The organism is Variovorax sp. S12S4 (assembly GCF_023195515.1).
Lineage (GTDB): Bacteria > Pseudomonadota > Gammaproteobacteria > Burkholderiales > Burkholderiaceae_C > Variovorax.
On sequence record NZ_JALPKR020000002.1, the window covers coordinates 942,952 to 961,535 of the forward strand.

The following is an 18,584-nucleotide window of genomic DNA, read 5'->3' on the forward strand; positions in this document are numbered from 1 at the left end:
AGTCCGGGTTCCGGATTCGATCCGTCCCCACGACAGGAGACAACGAGATGTTGACCAATACCAAGGCCAAGACCCCCTCGGCCATCCTCACGCCGCGCGACTGGGAAGCCCATCCCTCCTACGTCTACCCCGGCTACAAGTCCACCGTGAAGCGCGGCCCGCAAAAGCCGCTGGTGCCGCTGAAGGCCTCGCTGGGCGAGCTGCAGCAGCCGGTCTACGGCCACGACAGCATCGGCGAGTTCGACCATGACCTGACGCGCAACGCGCGCAAGAACGGCGAGCCGCTGGGCGAACGCATGATCCTGACCGGCCAGGTGCTCGACGAGCGCCGCCGCCCGGTTGCCAACACGCTGGTGGAGCTGTGGCAGGCCAATGCCTCGGGCCGCTACGTGCACAAGGTCGACCAGCACGACGCACCGCTTGACCCCAACTTTCTGGGCGCGGGCCGCTGCCTGACGGACAGCGAAGGCCGCTACCGCTTTCTCACCATCAAGCCCGGCGCCTACCCGTGGGGCAACCATCCGAACGCCTGGCGTCCGCAGCACATCCACCTGTCGCTGTTCGGCCAGAGCTTTGCGAGCCGCCTGGTCACGCAGATGTACTTTCCCGGCGACCCGCTGCTGCAGTACGACCCGATGATCACCGGCACGCCCGAGCGCTACCGCAACCGCCTCATCGCCGATTTCAGCCTCGACATCACCGAAGAGGGCTACGCGCTGGGCTACCAGTTCGACATCGTGCTGCGCGGCGCAGACGAAACGCCGTTCGAGAACCGCTGAAAGGATTTCCCATGCCATTGATGACCGCCCAGGAAGCCGACTTCGGCCAGACCCCCTCCCAGACGGTGGGCCCCTACTTCGCCTACGGCCTCACGGCCACGCAGTACGGCTACGACTTCAACCAGCCCTTCGACGCCACCGTGGCGCTGGACAATGCCGCGGGCGAGCGCATTCGCCTCGAAGGCCGTGTGCTCGACGGCGACGGCAACCCGATCGGCGACGCGCTAGTCGAAATCAGCCAGGCGGACGGCGAAGGCCGCTACCCGCAAACCCCGGCCGAGGCGCGCGAAATAGGCTTTCGCGCCTTCGGACGCGCCGGCACCGGCACCGATCCGCAGAGCCGCTTCGTGTTCCACACGGTAAAGCCGGGCGCTGAAACGCCGGGCGAAGCCCCGCACATCAACGTGATCGTGCTGATGCGCGGCCTGCTGCTGCATGCGTTCACGCGCGTGTATTTCAGCGACGAGGCCGAGGCGAACGCAAAAGACGCCGTGCTGGCCAGCGTGCCGGCCGAGCGCCGCCACACGCTGATTGCCGAGCGCGTGGAGCGCGGCGGCGCGGTGAGCTACCGCATCGACATCCGCATGCAGGGCGCCGACGAAACGGTGTTCTTCGACGTCTGACCGCGGGGAAACCCGCAGGCGCAAAAAAGCCCGCTCGAAGCGGGCTTTTTTCGTGTGCGGCAGGCAACTGGGTTGCTGCCGGGCCTTGGGGCCGGTTATTCGCCGCCGCTGCGGTGCAGGCGCGATTCAGGCACCGTTTTGAGCTCGCCCGGCAGTGTGCTGATGTAGTTGGCGAGCGTCTTGAGTTCGGCGTTGGTGAACTTCTTGGGCTCGACCTGCTGCGCCATGACCGCGTTCGAACGGCCCAGGTGCAGGTTGTTCTTGACGCGGTACGACTTGAGCGCCACGAAGAGGTAGTCGGCATGCTGGCCGGCCAGCTTGGGCACCGTGCCGTCGTTCGGCGTGTTGAAGTTGGCGCCGTGGCACTTGGTGCAGCTGTTGTCCTTGTCGCGCGACACCAGGGCCTGGATGTTCTCAGGCATGGGCTTGGCCGTTGCGGCCGGGGGTGCGTCGCCTTCCTTGAGGCCCAGTTGGCTGTAGTAGGCGGCAATGTCGGCAATGTCCTGCTCGCTCAGGCTGTCGGCAATAGCGCGCATGGTGGGGTGCTTGCGGTCGCCGCCCTTGTAGGCGGTGAGCGCGGCCGAGATGTAGCTGGCGCTCTGGCCGGCAATCATCGGTACCTTGTGGATCTCCGGAAAGCTGGCCTGGTAGCCAATGATGCCGTGGCAGCCCACGCACATTGCCACCTTCTTGGAACCGTCCTGGGCCTTGCCCGTGACTTGCTGGGCTTGCGCCGAGACCGTCACGCAAGCGACAGCGAAGGCAAACATCGTGGTCAACAACTTGTTCATTTTGCGCGCACAATCTCGTGGAGATACAGTTTTTCGAATCAACATTCGATTATATGCAAGGGTCTTCCAAGACCCCCGGCAAGCCGCCCAAGAGGTTGCGCGAAGCGAATCGAGTGTGTTCTTTTCTCCACCCTGCCTCCTCCACTTGCTTCCCGTTCACTCATGAAATTCAAGGGCTCAGACAATTACGTTGCCACCCAGGACCTGATGCTGGCCGTCAATGCCGCCATCACCCTCAAGCGCCCGCTGCTCGTCAAGGGCGAGCCCGGCACCGGCAAGACCATGCTGGCAGAGGAAGTGGCCGAATCGCTCGGGCTGCCGCTCCTGCAGTGGCACATCAAGTCGACCACCAAGGCGCAGCAGGGCCTGTATGAATACGACGCGGTGAGCCGCCTGCGCGACTCGCAGCTCAAGGACGTGGACGGCGGCGAGCGCGTCAAAGACATCCAGAACTACATCGTCAAGGGCGTGCTCTGGCAGGCCTTCACGGCCGACCAGCCGGTGGCGCTTCTCATCGACGAGATCGACAAGGCCGACATCGAGTTTCCGAACGACCTGCTGCGAGAAATCGACCGCATGGAGTTCTACTGCTACGAAACGCGCGAGCTCATCCGCGCCAAGCACCGGCCGGTGGTGTTCATCACCTCCAACAACGAGAAGGAGCTGCCCGACGCCTTTTTGCGCCGCTGCTTCTTCCACTACATCAAGTTCCCCGACGCCGAGACGATGAAGCACATCGTCGCCGTGCACTTCCCCGGCCTGAAGCAAGAGCTGCTCACGGCTGCGATGAAGACCTTCTACGACGTGCGCAACCTGCCGGGCCTGAAGAAGAAGCCCTCCACCTCGGAGCTGCTCGACTGGCTCAAGCTGCTGGTGGCCGAGGACATTCCGCTCGAAGCCCTGCAAAGCAAGGACGACAAGGTTGCGGTGCCGCCCCTTGTGGGCGCGCTGCTCAAGAACGAGCAAGACGTGACGCTGTTCGAGAAGCTCGTCTTCATGCAGCGGAACAACCGATGAGTCCCCGCCCGGCCGCTTCGAAGGGGACTCGCACCGCAGTGCGAAGCACGGAGGTTTTCTTGTGAGCCAGCAGCCGCATCCCGTCGGCCAGCTGCTCAAGCTGGGCGTTGCGCAGGCCGTGCTGTTCGTGGCCGGTGCACTGCTCGGCCGCTGGATCGGCCTCCAGCTGGGCCTCGACGCCTTCGGCGCCAACGGCTACGGCAACCGCGAGATCTTCGGCATTCTGCTGATCGGCCTGGGTGGCGGCTGCGGCGTGCAACTGGCGCGCGCGTGGTACGACCGCAAGTACGGCAAGCCGCAGCGCTGAAAAATTCAATCGAGAAGGGTGTCTGCAAGATGGCGTTCGTCGAACCTGTCACGCTGAAGGCGCGCGACCTGGCCCTGGTGCCGCTGTCGCTCGACCATGAAGAGGGCCTGCGCGCCGCCGCGGCCGACGGCGAGCTCTGGAAGCTGCGCATCACCTCCGTGCCCGAGCCGCACGAAACCCGCGCCTACATCGAAGCCGCCTTGCAGGGGCGCGAAGCCGGCCACCGCTTTGCCTTTGCCGTGACCGAGGCCGAAACCGGCACCGTGCTCGGCAGCACCAGCTTTCACGACATCCTGCCGGCCGTGAAGCGGGTGGAGATCGGCTACACGTGGTATGCCAAGCGCTGCCAGCGCACGCACGTCAACACCACCTGCAAGCTGCTCATGCTGACGCATGCCTTCGATACCCTCGGCTGCAACGTGGTGGGCTGGCGCACCGACAATTTCAACTTCGCTTCGCAGCAAGCCATCGAGCGGCTCGGCGCGAAGAAAGACGGCGTGATTCGCGGTCACGCCATGCGCCGCGACGGCACGATCCGCGACACGGTCATGTACAGCCTGCGCTCGGGCGAGTGGCCGGACGTGAAGGCCCAGCTGCTCTACCTGCTCGACAAGCCGCGAAGCTGAAGCGAAGTTCAAGGAAAGAAAAGCCCGACCATGCTGATCGATTTCTTCTACACCCTGCGCTCGGCCAAGCTGCCGGTGTCGGTCAAGGAATACCTCACGCTGCTCGAGGCGCTGCAGGCCGATGTGGTGGGGCCCAATTCCGACGGCGCCTACGGCATCGACGACTTCTACTATCTCTCGCGCACCGCGCTCGTCAAGGACGAGAAGCACTACGACAAGTTCGACCGCGCCTTTGCCGCCTACTTCAAGGGCGTGGAAATGCTGGCCGACTTCACCAAGGAAGTGCCGCTCGACTGGCTGCGCAAGACACTGGAACGGGAATTCACCGCCGAGGAAAAAGCCAAGATCGAGAAGATGGGCTGGGACGAGCTCATGGAAACGCTCAAGAAGCGCTTCGAAGAGCAGAAAGAGCGCCACGAGGGCGGCAACAAGTGGATCGGCACCGGCGGCACCTCGCCCTTCGGCCACGGCGGCTACAACCCGCAGGGCATTCGCATCGGCGGCGCGGGCAAGAACAAGAGCGCCGTGAAGGTGTGGGACCAGCGCGCCTACAAGGACTACGACGACAGCCAGGAGCTGGGCACGCGCAACATCAAGGTGGCGCTGCGGCGCCTGCGCAAGTTTGCGCGCGAAGGCCACGACGAAGAGCTGGACCTGGACGACACCATCCACTCCACCGCGGCCAATGCGGGCTACCTCGACATCAAGATGCGGCCGGAGCGCCACAACAACGTGAAGGTGCTGCTGCTGATGGACGTGGGCGGCACCATGGACGAGCACATCCAGCGCGTGGAAGAGCTGTTCTCGGCCGTGAAGACCGAGTTCAAGCACCTGGAGTTCTACTACTTCCACAACTGCGTGTACGACTTCATGTGGAAGAACAACAAGCGCCGCTTCTCCGAGAAGTTCGCAACCTGGGACATCCTGCGCAAGTACAACAAGGACTACAAGCTCATCTTCGTCGGCGACGCGACCATGAGCCCGTACGAAATCCTGCAGCCCGGCGGCAGCGTCGAATACAACAACGAGGAAGCCGGCGCCGAGTGGATCCAGCGCCTGACGCACACCTTCCCCAAGTTCGCCTGGATCAACCCGGAGCCGCAAGGCGTGTGGCAATACCGCCAGAGCATTGCGGTGATGCAGCAGCTCATGTCCAACCGCATGTACCCGCTCACGCTGCGGGGCCTCGAAGAAGCAATGCGAATGCTTTCGAAGTAAGCCCGCGTGGGTGGGGCCGACCTGTTTCCGGATGCTTCCAAAGCCCGCTCGCCTTGCTGTCAAAATCCGCCCATGTTCAGGGTGGTTCCAGTCTTTGCGCCGGCGTGGTTGCCGGCTTTGCTTTTTTGCGGCGTCCTGCTTTTGCAGGGGTGCAGTCTGCTGCCCAAGAAAGACGCAGCCAAGGACACCCCCTCCCCCGTGCTGGTGCGCAACGGCGACACCGCGGCTACAGCCGCTGATGAAGGCACCAAGGAAGGCGAGAAGCGCGGCCGGCGCGATGCCTTCACCGTGGATGTTCGCGGGCCCGCCGCGGTGCGCGAATACCTCTCGCTGCACCTGGACATCCAGCGCTACCGCACGCTCGACGACCTGGGCGCCACCGAGATCTCGCGGCTCATGGTGGCCGCGGAAGCCAATGCCCGCGAACTGCTCGGCACGCTGGGCTACTTCACGCCCACGCTGACGCTGGAACTCAACGAAACGCCGGCCAGCACCAAGGCCCCGCGCGAGATCGTCATTACCGTGGCGCCCGGCGAGCTCACCCGCGTGAGCACGGTGCAGATCAGCTACGGCGGCCAGATTGCCAGCGACCCCACCGCCGAAGCCCAGCGCGATTCGATACGCACCGCCTGGGCGCTGCGGGCCGGCCAACCCTTCACGCAGCAGGGCTGGGACAACGCCAAGAACACCGCCTTGCGCAGCCTCACGGCCAAGCGCTTTCCCATCGGCAGCATCGAGGTGAGCCGCGCCGAGGTCGATGCCGACCGGCAGGAGGTGCGGCTCAGCGTCACCTACCAATCGGGGCCGGCCTACCGCTTCGGCCCGCTCGTGCTGCGCGGCGTCGAGCGCTACGACGCGGACGGCGCGCGCCGCATCGCGCAGCTTCCGACCGGCACCGACTACGACCAGCAGAAGCTGCTCGATGCCCAGCAGCGCCTGGCCAGCAGCGGTTACTACGACTCGGTGTTCCTCACGCTCGACACCGAAAGCGGCACGCCGCTGGCCGCTCCCGTGATCGCGCAATTGCGCGAAGCCCCCATGCAGAAGGTGGTGCTGGGCGCCGGCTTCACCACCGACAACGGTCCGCGGCTGTCGGTGGACCACATCCACAACCGCCTGCCGCTGCTCGGCTGGCGCGCGGTGTCGCGCCTGTCGGTCGACCGGGACATCAAGTCGCTGGGCACGGAATGGAACGGCATTCCCGACGACACCGGCTGGCGCTGGTTTGCCGGCGCCGAACTCAAGAGCGAAACCTCGGGCAGCTATGTGGTCGACAGCGGCCGCGTGCGCAGCGGGCGCAACAAGTCGAGCGGCCACATCGACCGCAGCTACTTCCTGCAGTACGACTACGCGCAGAACCGCGGCACCAACGCCCCGCCCTCCGCCTCCGCCGTCACTGCCAACTGGGGCTGGACCGGCCGCTACTTCGACGACAACGCCGCGCCCACGCGCGGCTACGGCCTGGCGCTCGAGCTTGCCGCGGGCTACACGCTGACGGGCGAACAAGTGCCTTTCACGCGCACCTATGCGCGCTGGCTGGGCGTGCTGCCGCTGGGCTTTGGAAACGGACAGGACGCCGCCACGCTCGCGCGCCGCAGCCGGCTCCAGCTGCGCGCCGAAGCCGGTGCTGTGTCCGCCAAGGAAAGCGCACAGATCCCCTCCACGCTGATGTTCCTGACCGGCGGCGACACCACGGTGCGCGGCTACAGCTACCGCCAGATCGGCACCGTGCGCAGCGACGGGCAAATCGTGGCAGGCCGCTACCTCGGCGTGATGAGCCTCGAATGGCAGCGGCCCTTCGTCTACAACGACAAGCTCACCGAGTGGGAAAGCACCGTCTTCGTCGACGCGGGTGCGGTCGCCGACAAGCCCGGGGAGCTCAAGCCCAAGGTTGGCGTGGGCGTGGGTGCGCGCTGGCGCAGCCCCGTGGGGCCGGTGCAGGCCGACCTTGCCTACGGCGTGGACACGAAGAAGTTCCGCCTTCACTTCCGCCTGGGCTTTACCTTTTGACCCAGCACGCACGGATGCAGACAGACGCCGAACCCCAGCCAGACAAGGCAGCGCCGCGCGCACGGCGCTCGCGCACGCGCCGGGTGCTGCGTGGGCTGGGCTGGACCGCCGCGGGCCTGCTCGCGCTGGTGCTTGTGCTGGGCGCGGGTACCTGGTGGTGGCTCGGCTCCAACCAGTCGCTGGCATTCGCGCTTGCCAAGGCCGCGCACTACCTGCCCGCCGGCCAGACGCTCGAAAGCCGCGACGTCACGGGCTCGCTACGCACCGGTGGGCGCATCGGCTGGCTGCGCTGGCAAAGCGAGAAATTGGCTGTGGAGGTGCACGAGGCGGACATCGGCTGGCAGCTCGCGCCACTCTTCAAGCGCAAGCTGCAACTCGGCGAAGTGCACGCGGCGCGGCTCGTCATCGAAAAGCGCGGCCCGCCGAGCGACACGCCCACCGAGCCGCTCGAGCAGCTCGCGCTACCCATCGAGGTCGACGTGCCGTTTCGCATCGACCAACTGCAGTGGAGCGGCCCGCCCGCGCTCCAGGCCAACCAGCTCGCGGGCAGCTATCGCTATACCGGCGCCGAGCATCAGCTGGAGGTCAAGGGCGTCGACATTGCCGAAGGCCACTACAGCGCGCGCGTGAAGCTGCAGGGCCCCGCGCCCATGGCGATCGACGCCACGCTGAACGGCCGCGTGAAGGCACCGCTGGCAGAAGGACGCAGCATCGACGTGCTGGCGCAAGCGGCCATCAAGGGCACGCTTGCCGGCACCGATGCGCGGCTGCAAGTCGCCGCCGAACTGAAGCCGGCCGAGCCCGCCGCGGAAGACCCGATGGAAGCGAAGCTGCAGGCCAACATCGCACCGTGGCTGCCGCAGCCCGTCATCGACGCCAAGGCCGACCTGCGCAACGTGGATGCGACCGCCCTGTGGCCCGGCGCACCGCGCACGCGCCTGACCGGCACGGTCGAACTGCAGCCCGACGCGGCCACCGGCGCATCGGCCTGGCTGGCCTCGGCCAGCATCCGCAACGCGGTGCCCGGGCCCTGGGACAAGGGCGCGCTGCCGCTCGAGCAGGTGGAAGCGCGCGTAGGCTTCGACGGCACCAACTGGACCATTCCCAATGCCGTGGTGCGCGCAGGCGGCGGCCGCATCGAAGCGGAGGGCCGCTGGAGCCCCGCCCCCGCGCCATGGCAAGTGCGCGCCACGGTGCGCGGTGTGCGCGCAGGCCTGCTGCACAGCGAGCTGTCGGGCGCGCCCATCAGCGGCACGGCGACGGCGCAGCAGCGCGAAGACACCATCGGCTTCGACCTGGCACTGCGGGCCGAAGGCGGCGCCGGCAGCAAGGCGATGCCCGGCTTCGGCCTGGACCGCGCGCTTGCGCAGGGCCAATGGAAGAACCAGGTGCTCGACCTGCGCACGTTGCGCCTGGAGGCTGAAGGCGCCAGCATCGCAGGCAAGCTGCAGGTGCGCGTGGCCGAGCAGGCCGCGAGCGGCAAGCTCGACTTGGCGTTGCCGGGCGGCGGCGCGCAGCTCGAAGGCCGCATCGCGCCGTCGCAGGGCGGCGGCGACATCAAGGCACGCATCGACGACGCCGACGCGGTGCAGCGCTGGATCGAGGGCCTGCCCGAAATGGCGAACGTGTTCGCCGGCAAGACGGCCAAGGGCTCCGCGCAGTTGGACGCCAGCTGGCAGGGCGGCTGGCAGACCATTCAGCGACGGCTCGAGAACCCCGGTGCGCCGGCCCAGCGCGGCGCGGTGGAACCGAGCATCAAGGCCACGCTCGGCGTGCCGCGCCTCGATCTGCACATGCCGGCGGCCAACGCCAATGCCAATGCCAATGCGGCAGCCACCGCGGTTCAATTGAAGGACGTGCATGCCACCCTCGACGGCAGCCTGACGCAGGCCACGCTCGCGATGCAGGGCGAGGCCACCACCGGCACGCAAAGGCTCACGCTCGACGCCCGCGCGAGCGGCGGCATTGCGGGCCCCAACCATTGGCGCGCTGCCCTTGCCAGCCTGCGGCTGCAGGCCCAGGACAGCGCGCGGGTCAACACCGCGGGCACCACCGCCGCACCGTGGACCGTGGAGCTCGGCCGCGAAGTCACCGCCACCATCAGGACGAGCGGGAGCGGCACCACCAGCCGGCTCGACCTGGAGGCCTCCGCGGCCGAGGCCACGCTGCGCGGCCCGGCGCCCGGCACCGTTCGCATCGAATGGCAGCCGCTGCGCTTCACCCGCAGCGGCGCGGGGCCCAACCAGGCTTTTCGCGTGCAGTCGAAGGGCAAGCTGCAGGGCCTGCCGATGGCATGGGCCGAGGCTTTCGGCGCCAGCACCACCTTGAATGAACTGGGCGTGAGCGGCGACCTGATGTTCGACGGCGACTGGGACATCGATGCCGGCGACACGCTGCGCGCGCACGCGCGGCTCGCGCGCCAGAGCGGCGACATCCGCGTGCAGGCCGGCGAAGCGGCCTTGGTCACGCGCATCACCAGCCGCGGCACCGGCACGGCCAGCGAGCGCACGATGAACTCCGCCACCGCCGGCGCGGAGGCACCCAGCACGCCCGCCGGCCTGCGCCAGGCCGAGCTGCGGCTCGATGCGCAAGGCCAGGCCGTGCGCGCCACCCTGGCGTGGGACAGCGAGCGCGCCGGAAAGATCAATGCCGAGCTGAACACGCGCATGCAGCAGCGCGCGGACGGCTGGCAATGGGCAGCCGATGCGCCGCTGGCCGGCAACATCAAGGCCACGCTGCCCAACCTCGGCGTGTGGTCGATGCTCGCGCCGCCCGGCTGGCGCGTGGCCGGCACGCTGGATGCGGACGCTGTTCTGGCGGGCAACCGCGCGGCACCGCGCTGGAACGGCACGCTCGGCGCCGACAAGCTTGCGCTGCGCGCGCCGGTCGAAGGGCTGGACCTGCGCGACGGCCGCCTGCGCGCCTCGCTCACGGGCGAGCGCATCGAGATCACCGAATTCACGCTGAAGGGCGGCGCCGGCAGCACCGCGCGCATTGCGGGCCAGAGCGGCAACCGCAGCACGGCGGCCAGCGAAGCTGGCACCGACGGCGGCTCGCTCACCGCGCGCGGCGACATCGGCTGGGGCGCGGCCAGTTCGTCGAGCACGGGCATCCGCATGGCCCTGCAGGCCGACCTGCGCGCGCTGCGCGTGCTGGTGCGCACCGATCGGCAAGTCACGCTCTCGGGCAACCTGCAGGCGCGGCTCGACAACGGCCAGTTCAACGTGCGCGGCAAGCTCAAGACCGACCGCGCCGTGATCATCCTGCCCGACGAGACCGCACCCAGCCTGGGCTCCGACGTGGTCGTGCGCTCCGCCGCCAAGGACCGGGAGGCGGCCGAGCAGGCCCAGCGCGATGCCGCGCGCAACGAGGCGCAGGCCGCCAAGCCGCAGACGGCGAAACCGCCCGACATCGTGGTGAACTTCGACCTGGGCGACGACTTCGCGGTGCAGGGCCGCGGCATCACGACGCGGCTCGAAGGCGATCTGGAAATCCGCAGCAACCGGCTCAATGCGCCGCCGCGCATCACCGGCGAGGTCAGGACCGTCAAGGGCCAGTACCGCGCCTACGGACAGCAGCTCGATGTCGAAACAGGCCTCGCGCGCTTCAACGGCCCGTTCGACAATCCGTCGCTCGACATCCTCGCCATTCGGCCCAACATCTCGCAGCGCGCCGGCGTGCAGATCACGGGCACCGCGCAGTCGCCGCGCGTCAAGCTCTATTCCGAGCCCGCGCTGTCGGATGCGGAAACCCTTTCGTGGGTGGTGCTGGGCCGCGCATCGGCCACCAGCGGCGGCGAATCGGCATTGCTGCAGCAGGCGGCTCTCGCGTTGATCGGCCATGTGAGCAAGAGCGGGAGCGGCGGCAGCCTGGCCAGCCGCTTCGGCCTGGACGAACTCGGCTTCAAGGGGCCGGGCAACGGCGGCGACCTGCGCGAGTCGGCGGTGACGCTCGGCAAGCGGCTGTCGAAGGATTTCTACCTCACCTACGAGCGCAGCGTGGGCGGCACCTTCGGCACCCTTTTCATCTTCTACGACCTGACGCAGCGGCTCACGTTGCGCGGGCAGGCCGGCCAGACGAGCGGGCTCGACCTGATCTACACGCTGAAGTACGACTGAGTCCGGGTCTGCCGCCTTGACCGCGGCAATCGCCAGGGATAAGAATCATCTGCGCCCTCCAATACAAGGAACGACGATGCACGATGATGGAGACAAGGGCGAGTGTTCCCGGCTGGACCGTCAGAAGTACGACCCCCCTGGGTACTCGCGAACTACGTTCTTGCGCAACGCACTCCGCTGCGTGATTGCCGCCATTGCGGCGGGCGCCGCGGTGGCGTCCATCCCCTACTGGGGCGGCGATGACTTTCCGCTGATGGGCCTGATCGTCTACGTGGCCGGCATGGTGTTCATCGCCATGCCGCTGTGCCTTTACTACGAGTCGCTGCTCCAATCACACGAAGAGCGCGTGGAGCACGCAAGGCACACGCTCACGCCCACCTAGTCCGTATTGGCAGGCTTGGTCTTCACCACCTGCCTGAGGCCCGCCAGGGCGGGATCCACGATGGCTGCATCCGCGCCGACCGCATACACCGCATAGGCCGGGTACAGAAACTCCGGCGTGTTGGGCACGCGGCGCAGCCGGCCCGATTCGAGATGGCTGCGCACCACGTCGTGCCTGAAGTAGCCCGTGCCGCCCGCGGCCAGCAAATACTCGCGGCCGAGCGGCCCCAGCCCCGCCATCACCGCCGCATTCGAGAGCTCCGGAAACGCGAGGCCGTGCTGCGCCGCGAACTCCGGGCCCCAGTCCACGTACACATAGTCTGCAGGCTTGGGCACGCGCGGGCGTTGCGCAGTGGTGACCATGACGAGCTTTTCTTCGATGAGCAGCTCCACGCGCAGGCCGGGCCGCTGCTGCGGTGCATAGGCAATGGCAATGTCGAGCACTCCGGCCGCGACCTTGTCGAGCAGGTCGTGCGGAAAACCGACCTCGGTGCGAATGGCCAGGTGCGGCGCGGCGATGCGCATCCATAGAAGCCATTGCAGCAGCAGCGGGTCCCACAGGCTGATCTCGCAGCCGATGGCGAGCACGGCGCGGCTGCCGCTTGGCACCGCGACCTGATGGCGCGCACGCTCCCACACCTGCACCAGCGTGGTGGCATGCGGCAAGAACTGCTCGCCTGCCGCGGTGAGCACCGCGCCGGCCTTGTTGCGCACGAAGAGGGGCCGGCCCAGCAGCTCTTCGAGCGTGCGCACACGCGCGCTCACCGAGGTCTGCGTCACGTGCAGCCGCTCGGCGGCTCGCTGGAAGCTGCGCGTGTCCACGATCGCGAGAAAGGTCCGGGCCAGGTTGATGTCCATCTCGGCGCCTCCAAGTTTCAATGCATTATTTTTGCATTCAAATGGCAATTAATATCGTTTTACTTACTGCGAACGCAGCCGGAAGATCGGGGCATCCAAAAAGCAACCAAGGAGCTTCCGAATGCCAACCCTTCGCCAACCGTTCCATGCTGCCGCTTCCGAGAGCTTTGCCGATGCGTTCAAGGCGCTTGTCGACGAAGCGCTGATGCTCGCCGAGGCCCTGCTGAGCCCGAACAAGATCATCGGCGAGGTGGAGCAGATGCGTTCGCTGCAAGTTGCGGCGGACAACATCGAAGCCACCGATCCGGTGCAAGCCGAAGCGCTGCGCTCGCGCGCCTCGCGCATCGGCCTGCGCTAACCCGCCAGCGGCCGCACGGTCTCAGGCAGGCCGCGCGTCCTGCGAGGCCGACTCGAACGGCACGATCTGCGAAATGAGCGTCGGGCCGTCGGCGAGCAGAAAGTCCTTGAAGGCTTGCGCCACCGGCGGCAGGCGCTTGGCGCGCCGGTGCACCACGTACCAGTTGAGCATCAGCGGAAAGCCCTGCACATCGAGCACGCGCAGGCTGCCCGCGCGGGTTTCCTGGCTGATGGTGTGGGCCGAGACAAAGCTCACGCCCATGCCCGCGATCACCGCCTGCTTGATGGTTTCGGTGCTGCGTATTTCCATGGCAATGTTGATGCCGCTCAGGTCGCCGCCAAAGCCCTCTTCCATCGAATGCCAGGTGTCCGAGGCCTTCTCGCGCACCACGAAGGGCTCGCGCATCAGCCGGTCCAGCGGGATTCTGGGCACGCCCACCAGTGGATGGTTGGGCGCCGCAACAATCACGTAGGGGTGCGGCGCGAACGGCTGGTTGACCGTGTCCAGGTCGGTCGGGGGCCGCACCATGATCGCCAGGTCGGTCAGGTTCTCCGCAATGTGGGTCATGAGCCCTTCGCGGTTGTGCACCGTGAAATTGAGCGTCACGCCGCGGTGCCGGCTCGCAAACTCGACCAGAAGGCGCGGGAAGAAGTAGTCGCCCGCGCTGATCACGCCCACGTTGAGCTTGCCGCCCGAGACGCCGTTGAACTGCAGCATTGCGTTCTCGGCCGCCTCGAACTGCTGGATGATGGCGCGGCTGATCTGCAGCAGCTCGGTGCCCGCGGGGGTCAGGTAGATCTTCTTGCCGAACTGCTCGAAGAGCGCGTTGCCCGCATGTTCTTCTAGCTTTCGCACCTGCGTGGAAACGGCCGGCTGCGTGAGGTGCAGTTCTTCCGCGGCGCGCGAAAAGCTCAGCAGCCGCGCCACCGCTTCGAAGACTTTCAACTGGCGCAGGGTCGCGTGCTTCATTCGGAAAAAGATGGCTGCTGCCGCAATCGGCCAGGCATCGTACTGCGCACCAGGCCGCTCTGGAGAAGGGCCTAGGGTATGCGCGCCACGTGCAGCAGGTTCGTCGTTCCCGAAAGCCCGAACGGCAGACCGGCCACGACCACAACATCGCTGCCTGTGCTTGCAAAGCCTTCGGTGCACGCCACGCGGCAGGCGCACTCGATCATCTCGGCCACGTCGTGCACGTCGTCGACCAGCACCGCATGCACGCCCCACACCATCGCCATGCGCCGGGCCGTGGCAATGTCTGGCGTCAAGCTCAAAATGGGAACGGCCGGCCGCTCGCGCGCGGCGCGCAGGCTGGTAAAGCCCGACGAGGTATACGTTGCAGTCGCGGCAGGCGCGAGCAGTGCGGCCACCTGGCGCATCGAAGCGCACACCGCATCGGCCGTGGTCGAGAGCGACGCCTCGTGCGTGGCGTCGATGCCGATTCGGTAGGACGCATCGGCCTCCACGCGCGAGATGATGCGGTCCATCATGGCCACGGCCTCGAGCGGGTATTTGCCGGAGGCGGATTCGGCCGAGAGCATCACCGCGTCCACACCGTCGTAGACCGCGGTTGCAACGTCGGACACTTCGGCGCGTGTGGGCACCGGCGCGGCAATCATCGACTCGAGCATTTGCGTGGCCACCACCACCGGCTTGCCGCGCTTGCGGCAGGCGCGCACGATGAGGCGCTGCAGCTCGGGCACGCGCTCGGGCGGCAGCTCCACGCCCAGGTCGCCGCGCGCCACCATCACGCCGTCGCACAGGTCGACGATGGCGTCCAGGTGGTCGATGGCCGCGGGCTTCTCGAGCTTGGCCATGATCCATGCGCGGTTGCCGATGATGGCGCGCGCCTCTTCGATGTCTTCAGGGCGCTGCACGAAAGAAAGCGCCACCCAGTCCACGCCCATTGCCAGGCCGCAGGCCAGGTCGTCCAGGTCCTTGGGCGTGAGCGGCGAGATAGGCAGCAGCACGCTCGGCACGTTGACGCCCTTGCGGTCAGAGATGGGTCCGCCGACGAGCACCGTGGTCTCGGCAAAGTCTGCGCCGTAGCTGTCCACGCGCAGCCGCAGCTTGCCGTCGTCGAGCAGCAGCTCGGTGCCGACCTGCAGCGCCGCGAAGATCTCGGGATGCAGCAGCGGTGCGCGGCGCGCATTGCCGCTCGTCTTGTCCATGTCGAGCCGGAAGCGCGCGCCCGCATCGAGCTGCGCGCGCCCGCCCTCGAAAGTGCCCAGCCGCAGCTTCGGCCCCTGCAGGTCGAGCAGCACGCCGATGGGCCGGCCAAACTCCGCCTCGAGCCGGCGGATGGTGTCGAGCCGGCGCGCATGGTCATGCTGCGTGCCGTGGCTGAAGTTGAGCCGGAACACATCCACACCGCGTTCGAACAGGGCACGAATGGCCGGCTCGTCGGTGGTGGCGGGGCCCAGCGTGGCCACGATCTTCGCCCTGCGTGTACGTCGCATCATCCGTTCCATTTCATTGATCACAGCGCACACATGCTGCGCAAAATCGCCCAGCCCAGTGGTGCTAGCCGGCCATCTCTTGAAGACAAACCCGGCCGCGCTGCTCTTCCATGGTACGCGCCAGCAATTTGACGAGCGCATACACGGTGTCGATGTGCGGCGTGGGGGTTTCGGTAAGCCGAGCCAGTTCGACCACGGCGCCCACCAGCGCATCGATCTCGGGCGCGCGCCCTGCCTCGACGTCCTGCAGCATCGATGTCTTGTGCTTGCCCACCTTCTCGGCACCGGCAATGCGCTTGTCGAGCGTCACGCGAAACTCGATGTCCAGCTTATGGGCCACGGCCTGCGCCTCCTGCATCATCGCGGCGGCCAGTTCGCGCGACGGCGGGTACTGGCAGATGTCGACCAGCGTGGAGTGCGAAAGGCTGCTGATCGGATTGAAGGTCAGGTTGCCCCAGAGCTTCAGCCAGATTTCAGAGCGGATGTTGTCGAGCACCGGCGCCTTGAAGCCGGCCGCGGTGAGGCAGGCCGAAACGCGGCTGACGCGCTCGCTCGAAGAGCCGTCGAGTTCGCCGACAGGAAAGCGGTCGCCTTCGATGTGCTTCACCACGCCCGGCGCAATCAGCTCCGACGCCGGGTACACCACGCAGCCGATGACGCGCTCGGCGGGAATCTTTGCGGCCACCACGCCCGTGGGGTCGACACTGCGCACGGGCGTGCCCGCCAATGCCCCGCCATGGTTGTGGAAGTACCAGAAGGGAATGCCGTTCTGCATCGTGACCACGACGGTCTCGGGTCCGAAGAGCTTGGGAACGTCGTTCGCCACGGCCTCGACCTGGTGCGCCTTCATCGCCAGGATGACGATGTCCTGCGGACCCGCCTGGTCGTAGCGGTCTGTCGCTTTTGCATTCAGCGCCACCTGCTCGGTGCCATCGGCCCCGATGAGCTTGAAGCCGTTGGTGGCAATGGCGTCGAGATTCTTTCCGCGCACGATGAACGTCACGTCCTCGCCGGCCAGGGCGAGCTTGGCGCCCACCAGGCCGCCGATGGCGCCCGCTCCGATGACTGCTATCTTCATGTCGATCCCCAAGTTGTTGATTCTTTGTGCGCGGGCAGGCATCAGCCGAAGCGGTTGCCGAGCCTGCCGATGCCGCCGATCTCCACCTCGACAAGGCTGCCGGGCTTCATCGAACCAACGCCGATGGAAGTGCCGCACAGGATCACGTCGCCGGGGTACAGCGTCATGTCGAGGGAGATCAGGCTCACGAGTTGCTGGACCGAAAAGCGCATATCGCTGATCGGATAGTTCTGGCGCACCTCGCCGTTGAGCAGCGTGGTCACTGTCAGCGTGGCGGGGTCGAGGCCGGTGGCCACCACCGGACCCATCGGGCAGAAGGTGTCGAAGCCTTTGGCCCGCACCCACTGCGCGAAGGAAGCGTCGCGGTTCAGTATGTCGGCCACCGTCACGTCGTTGGCGCAGGTGTAGCCGAACACATGGCTGAGCGCTTCGGCCTCGGGCACTGCGGTGCAGGTCTTGCCGATGACGATGCCGAGCTCGCCCTCGAACACGACCTTGCCGTCGCACAGGGGCTTGCGAATGTCCGCGCCGGGCGAGAGATAGGAGTTGGGCGACTTCAGCAGGTAGAGCGGCTCCGCAGGCACCGGCAGCTGGAGCTTTTCGCCGAGTGCGTGAAAGTTGTTCCACAGCGCGATGACCTTGGTCGGCTCGGTGGGCGTGAGCAGCCGCACGCCCGAGAGCACGAACACGCGGCCGGTGGGCTCGGGGCGGTCGAACATGTTGCCGCGGTGCTCGTGCACGGTGTCGCCGTCGAGCGTGCCGAAGCCGGTTTCACCGCCGTGCTCGAAACGGACCCATCGCTGTTGCTGTTGTGCTTGCTTGCTGCTGCATGTCGTGCCTTCCTTGGTTTCTGTTGGAGTGGTTTTTGCAGGGCTCAGTCGAAAGGCAGGTAGTCGGGAACCACGAGCGACGCGAGCAGCTTTCCCATCTCGGCGGGGTTGTCGGTCACGTGAATGCCGCACTCCTTCATGACCGCGAGCTTTTCCTGCGCGGTGCCCTTGCCACCGGAGACGATGGCGCCCGCATGGCCCATGCGCTTGCCGGGCGGTGCGCTCGCACCGGCAATGAAGCCGACCACGGGCTTTTGCATGTGGTCCTTGATCCAGCGCGCGCAGATCTCTTCGTCGTTGCCGCCGATTTCTCCGACCATGATCACGGCGTCGGTGCGAGGGTCGTCGTTGAACATCTTCAGCACGTCGACGTGCCGCAGCCCGCCGACCGGATCGCCGCCAATGCCGACGACGGTCGATTGCCCGATGCCAAAGCTCGCAAGCTGGCTCGCGGCCTCGTAGGTGAGCGTGCCCGAGCGCGACACCACGCCGATGCGGCCCTTCTGGTGAATGTGGCCGGGCATGATCCCGATCTTGATTTCGTCGGGCGTGATGAGGCCTGGGCAATTGGGTCCGAGCAGCAGGGTCTTGCTACCCTCCATGCGGTGCCGTGTGCGGATCATGTCGCGCACCGGAATGCCTTCGGTAATGCACACGACGAGGTCGAGGCCGGCATCGACAGCCTCGTCGATGGCGGCAGCCGCGAAGGGTGGTGGCACATAGATGACCGACACGGTGGCACCGGTCTCGGCCTTGGCTTCTTTCACTGTGCCGAAGACCGGGATGCCGTCGAATGACTTGCCTGCCTTGTTGGGGTTGACTCCGGCGACGAAGCACTTCTGGCCGTGGCCGTAGTCGCGGCACATGGCGGTGTGGAACTGTCCTGTCTTGCCGGTGATACCTTGGGTGATCACGCGGGTGTGCTTGTTGATCAGGATCGACATGTCTCAGCTCTCCGTCTCTTGTTCTTGGCGCTGCTGTTCTTTGGCGCTGCCGTCTTTGGTGCTGCTATTCAGGGCGGGTGCACAGCCGATCAACGACCGCCGTTCATCACGCACACGTCGATGGGGTGCCTTGCGCAGCGAAATAAAGGAGGAGGGGCGCAGCCCCGGGGGACATTCGCGGAGAAAGGTA

The 18,584-nt window shown here is 66.7% G+C and carries 17 protein-coding genes; 10 read left to right on the forward strand and 7 right to left on the reverse strand.

Features of this window, described 5'->3' with window-relative positions:
- The first annotated feature begins 47 nt into the window (after positions 1-47).
- Together pcaH and pcaG are read left to right on the forward strand one after the other, a co-directional pair.
- Positions 48-779, forward strand: a complete 732-nt coding sequence (gene pcaH, locus M0765_RS04960) for a protocatechuate 3,4-dioxygenase subunit beta (RefSeq protein WP_126747138.1) — start codon at positions 48-50, stop codon at positions 777-779.
- Between the two features lie 11 nt (positions 780-790).
- Positions 791-1,402, forward strand: coding sequence for a protocatechuate 3,4-dioxygenase subunit alpha (gene pcaG / locus M0765_RS04965; RefSeq protein WP_258502354.1), 612 nt, complete (start codon positions 791-793; stop codon positions 1,400-1,402).
- Positions 1,403-1,497: 95 nt separating this feature from the next.
- Here the strand turns inward: pcaG and M0765_RS04970 are convergent, their stop codons facing one another.
- Entirely contained in the window at positions 1,498-2,193 is a 696-nt protein-coding gene (locus tag M0765_RS04970; protein ID WP_258502355.1) for a c-type cytochrome, read from the reverse strand.
- A 162-nt stretch (positions 2,194-2,355) separates the two neighbouring features.
- On the opposite strand from M0765_RS04970, the gene M0765_RS04975 reads away from it, so the two are divergent.
- The 7 genes from M0765_RS04975 to M0765_RS05005 all read left to right on the forward strand — a co-directional run bounded on the left by M0765_RS04975 (position 2,356) and on the right by M0765_RS05005 (position 11,871).
- A complete protein-coding gene (locus tag M0765_RS04975) occupies positions 2,356-3,210 on the forward strand; it encodes an AAA family ATPase (protein WP_157615886.1) in 855 nt (284 codons plus the stop codon).
- A gap of 61 nt (positions 3,211-3,271) precedes the next feature.
- Positions 3,272-3,517, forward strand: a complete 246-nt coding sequence (locus M0765_RS04980) for a hypothetical protein (protein WP_258502356.1) — start codon at positions 3,272-3,274, stop codon at positions 3,515-3,517.
- Positions 3,518-3,546: 29 nt separating this feature from the next.
- Positions 3,547-4,143 carry a GNAT family N-acetyltransferase gene (locus tag M0765_RS04985; RefSeq protein ID WP_258502357.1) on the forward strand — a complete coding sequence of 199 codons (597 nt, stop codon included), beginning with the start codon at positions 3,547-3,549 and terminating at the stop codon, positions 4,141-4,143.
- A gap of 30 nt (positions 4,144-4,173) precedes the next feature.
- A complete protein-coding gene (locus M0765_RS04990) occupies positions 4,174-5,361 on the forward strand; it encodes a vWA domain-containing protein (RefSeq protein ID WP_258502358.1) in 1,188 nt (395 codons plus the stop codon).
- A gap of 72 nt (positions 5,362-5,433) precedes the next feature.
- Positions 5,434-7,371: an autotransporter assembly complex protein TamA gene (locus M0765_RS04995; RefSeq protein WP_258502359.1), complete on the forward strand. Its 1,938-nt coding sequence runs from the start codon at positions 5,434-5,436 to the stop codon at positions 7,369-7,371.
- 14 nt (positions 7,372-7,385) lie between these two features.
- Positions 7,386-11,489 (forward strand): translocation/assembly module TamB domain-containing protein, encoded by a 4,104-nt coding sequence (locus tag M0765_RS05000; protein ID WP_258502360.1) that lies wholly within the window; start codon positions 7,386-7,388, stop codon positions 11,487-11,489.
- A gap of 160 nt (positions 11,490-11,649) precedes the next feature.
- On the forward strand, positions 11,650-11,871 hold the full coding sequence (locus M0765_RS05005) for a hypothetical protein (RefSeq protein ID WP_258502361.1): 222 nt from the start codon (positions 11,650-11,652) through the stop codon (positions 11,869-11,871).
- On the opposite strand, the gene M0765_RS05010 is transcribed toward M0765_RS05005, so the two are convergent.
- Entirely contained in the window at positions 11,868-12,728 is an 861-nt protein-coding gene (locus tag M0765_RS05010; RefSeq protein WP_258502362.1) for a LysR family transcriptional regulator, read from the reverse strand. The two genes, M0765_RS05005 and M0765_RS05010, sit on opposite strands and share 4 nt — an antisense overlap.
- Before the next feature lie 121 nt (positions 12,729-12,849).
- Here M0765_RS05010 and M0765_RS05015 point away from each other — a divergent pair, with 121 nt between their 5' ends.
- Positions 12,850-13,086, forward strand: coding sequence for a hypothetical protein (locus M0765_RS05015; RefSeq protein ID WP_258502363.1), 237 nt, complete (start codon positions 12,850-12,852; stop codon positions 13,084-13,086).
- Between the two features lie 21 nt (positions 13,087-13,107).
- Here M0765_RS05015 and M0765_RS05020 read toward each other — a convergent pair whose 3' ends face one another.
- From M0765_RS05020 to sucD, 5 genes are all read right to left on the reverse strand, one after another.
- Positions 13,108-14,055 (reverse strand): LysR family transcriptional regulator, encoded by a 948-nt coding sequence (locus M0765_RS05020; protein ID WP_258502364.1) that lies wholly within the window; start codon positions 14,053-14,055, stop codon positions 13,108-13,110.
- Positions 14,056-14,126: 71 nt separating this feature from the next.
- Positions 14,127-15,542 (reverse strand): pyruvate kinase, encoded by a 1,416-nt coding sequence (gene pyk / locus M0765_RS05025; RefSeq protein WP_258502365.1) that lies wholly within the window; start codon positions 15,540-15,542, stop codon positions 14,127-14,129.
- A 64-nt stretch (positions 15,543-15,606) separates the two neighbouring features.
- On the reverse strand, positions 15,607-16,620 hold the full coding sequence (locus M0765_RS05030; RefSeq protein ID WP_258502366.1) for a 2-dehydropantoate 2-reductase: 1,014 nt from the start codon (positions 16,618-16,620) through the stop codon (positions 15,607-15,609).
- Between the two features lie 41 nt (positions 16,621-16,661).
- A complete protein-coding gene (locus M0765_RS05035) occupies positions 16,662-17,498 on the reverse strand; it encodes a fumarylacetoacetate hydrolase family protein (RefSeq protein ID WP_258508124.1) in 837 nt (278 codons plus the stop codon).
- The gene (gene sucD / locus M0765_RS05040; protein ID WP_258502367.1) at positions 17,495-18,394 is read right to left on the reverse strand and encodes a succinate--CoA ligase subunit alpha; all 900 of its coding nucleotides are present in this window, start codon (positions 18,392-18,394) and stop codon (positions 17,495-17,497) included. Before sucD ends, M0765_RS05035 begins: the two co-directional genes overlap by 4 nt.
- Positions 18,395-18,584: the final 190 nt, after the last annotated feature.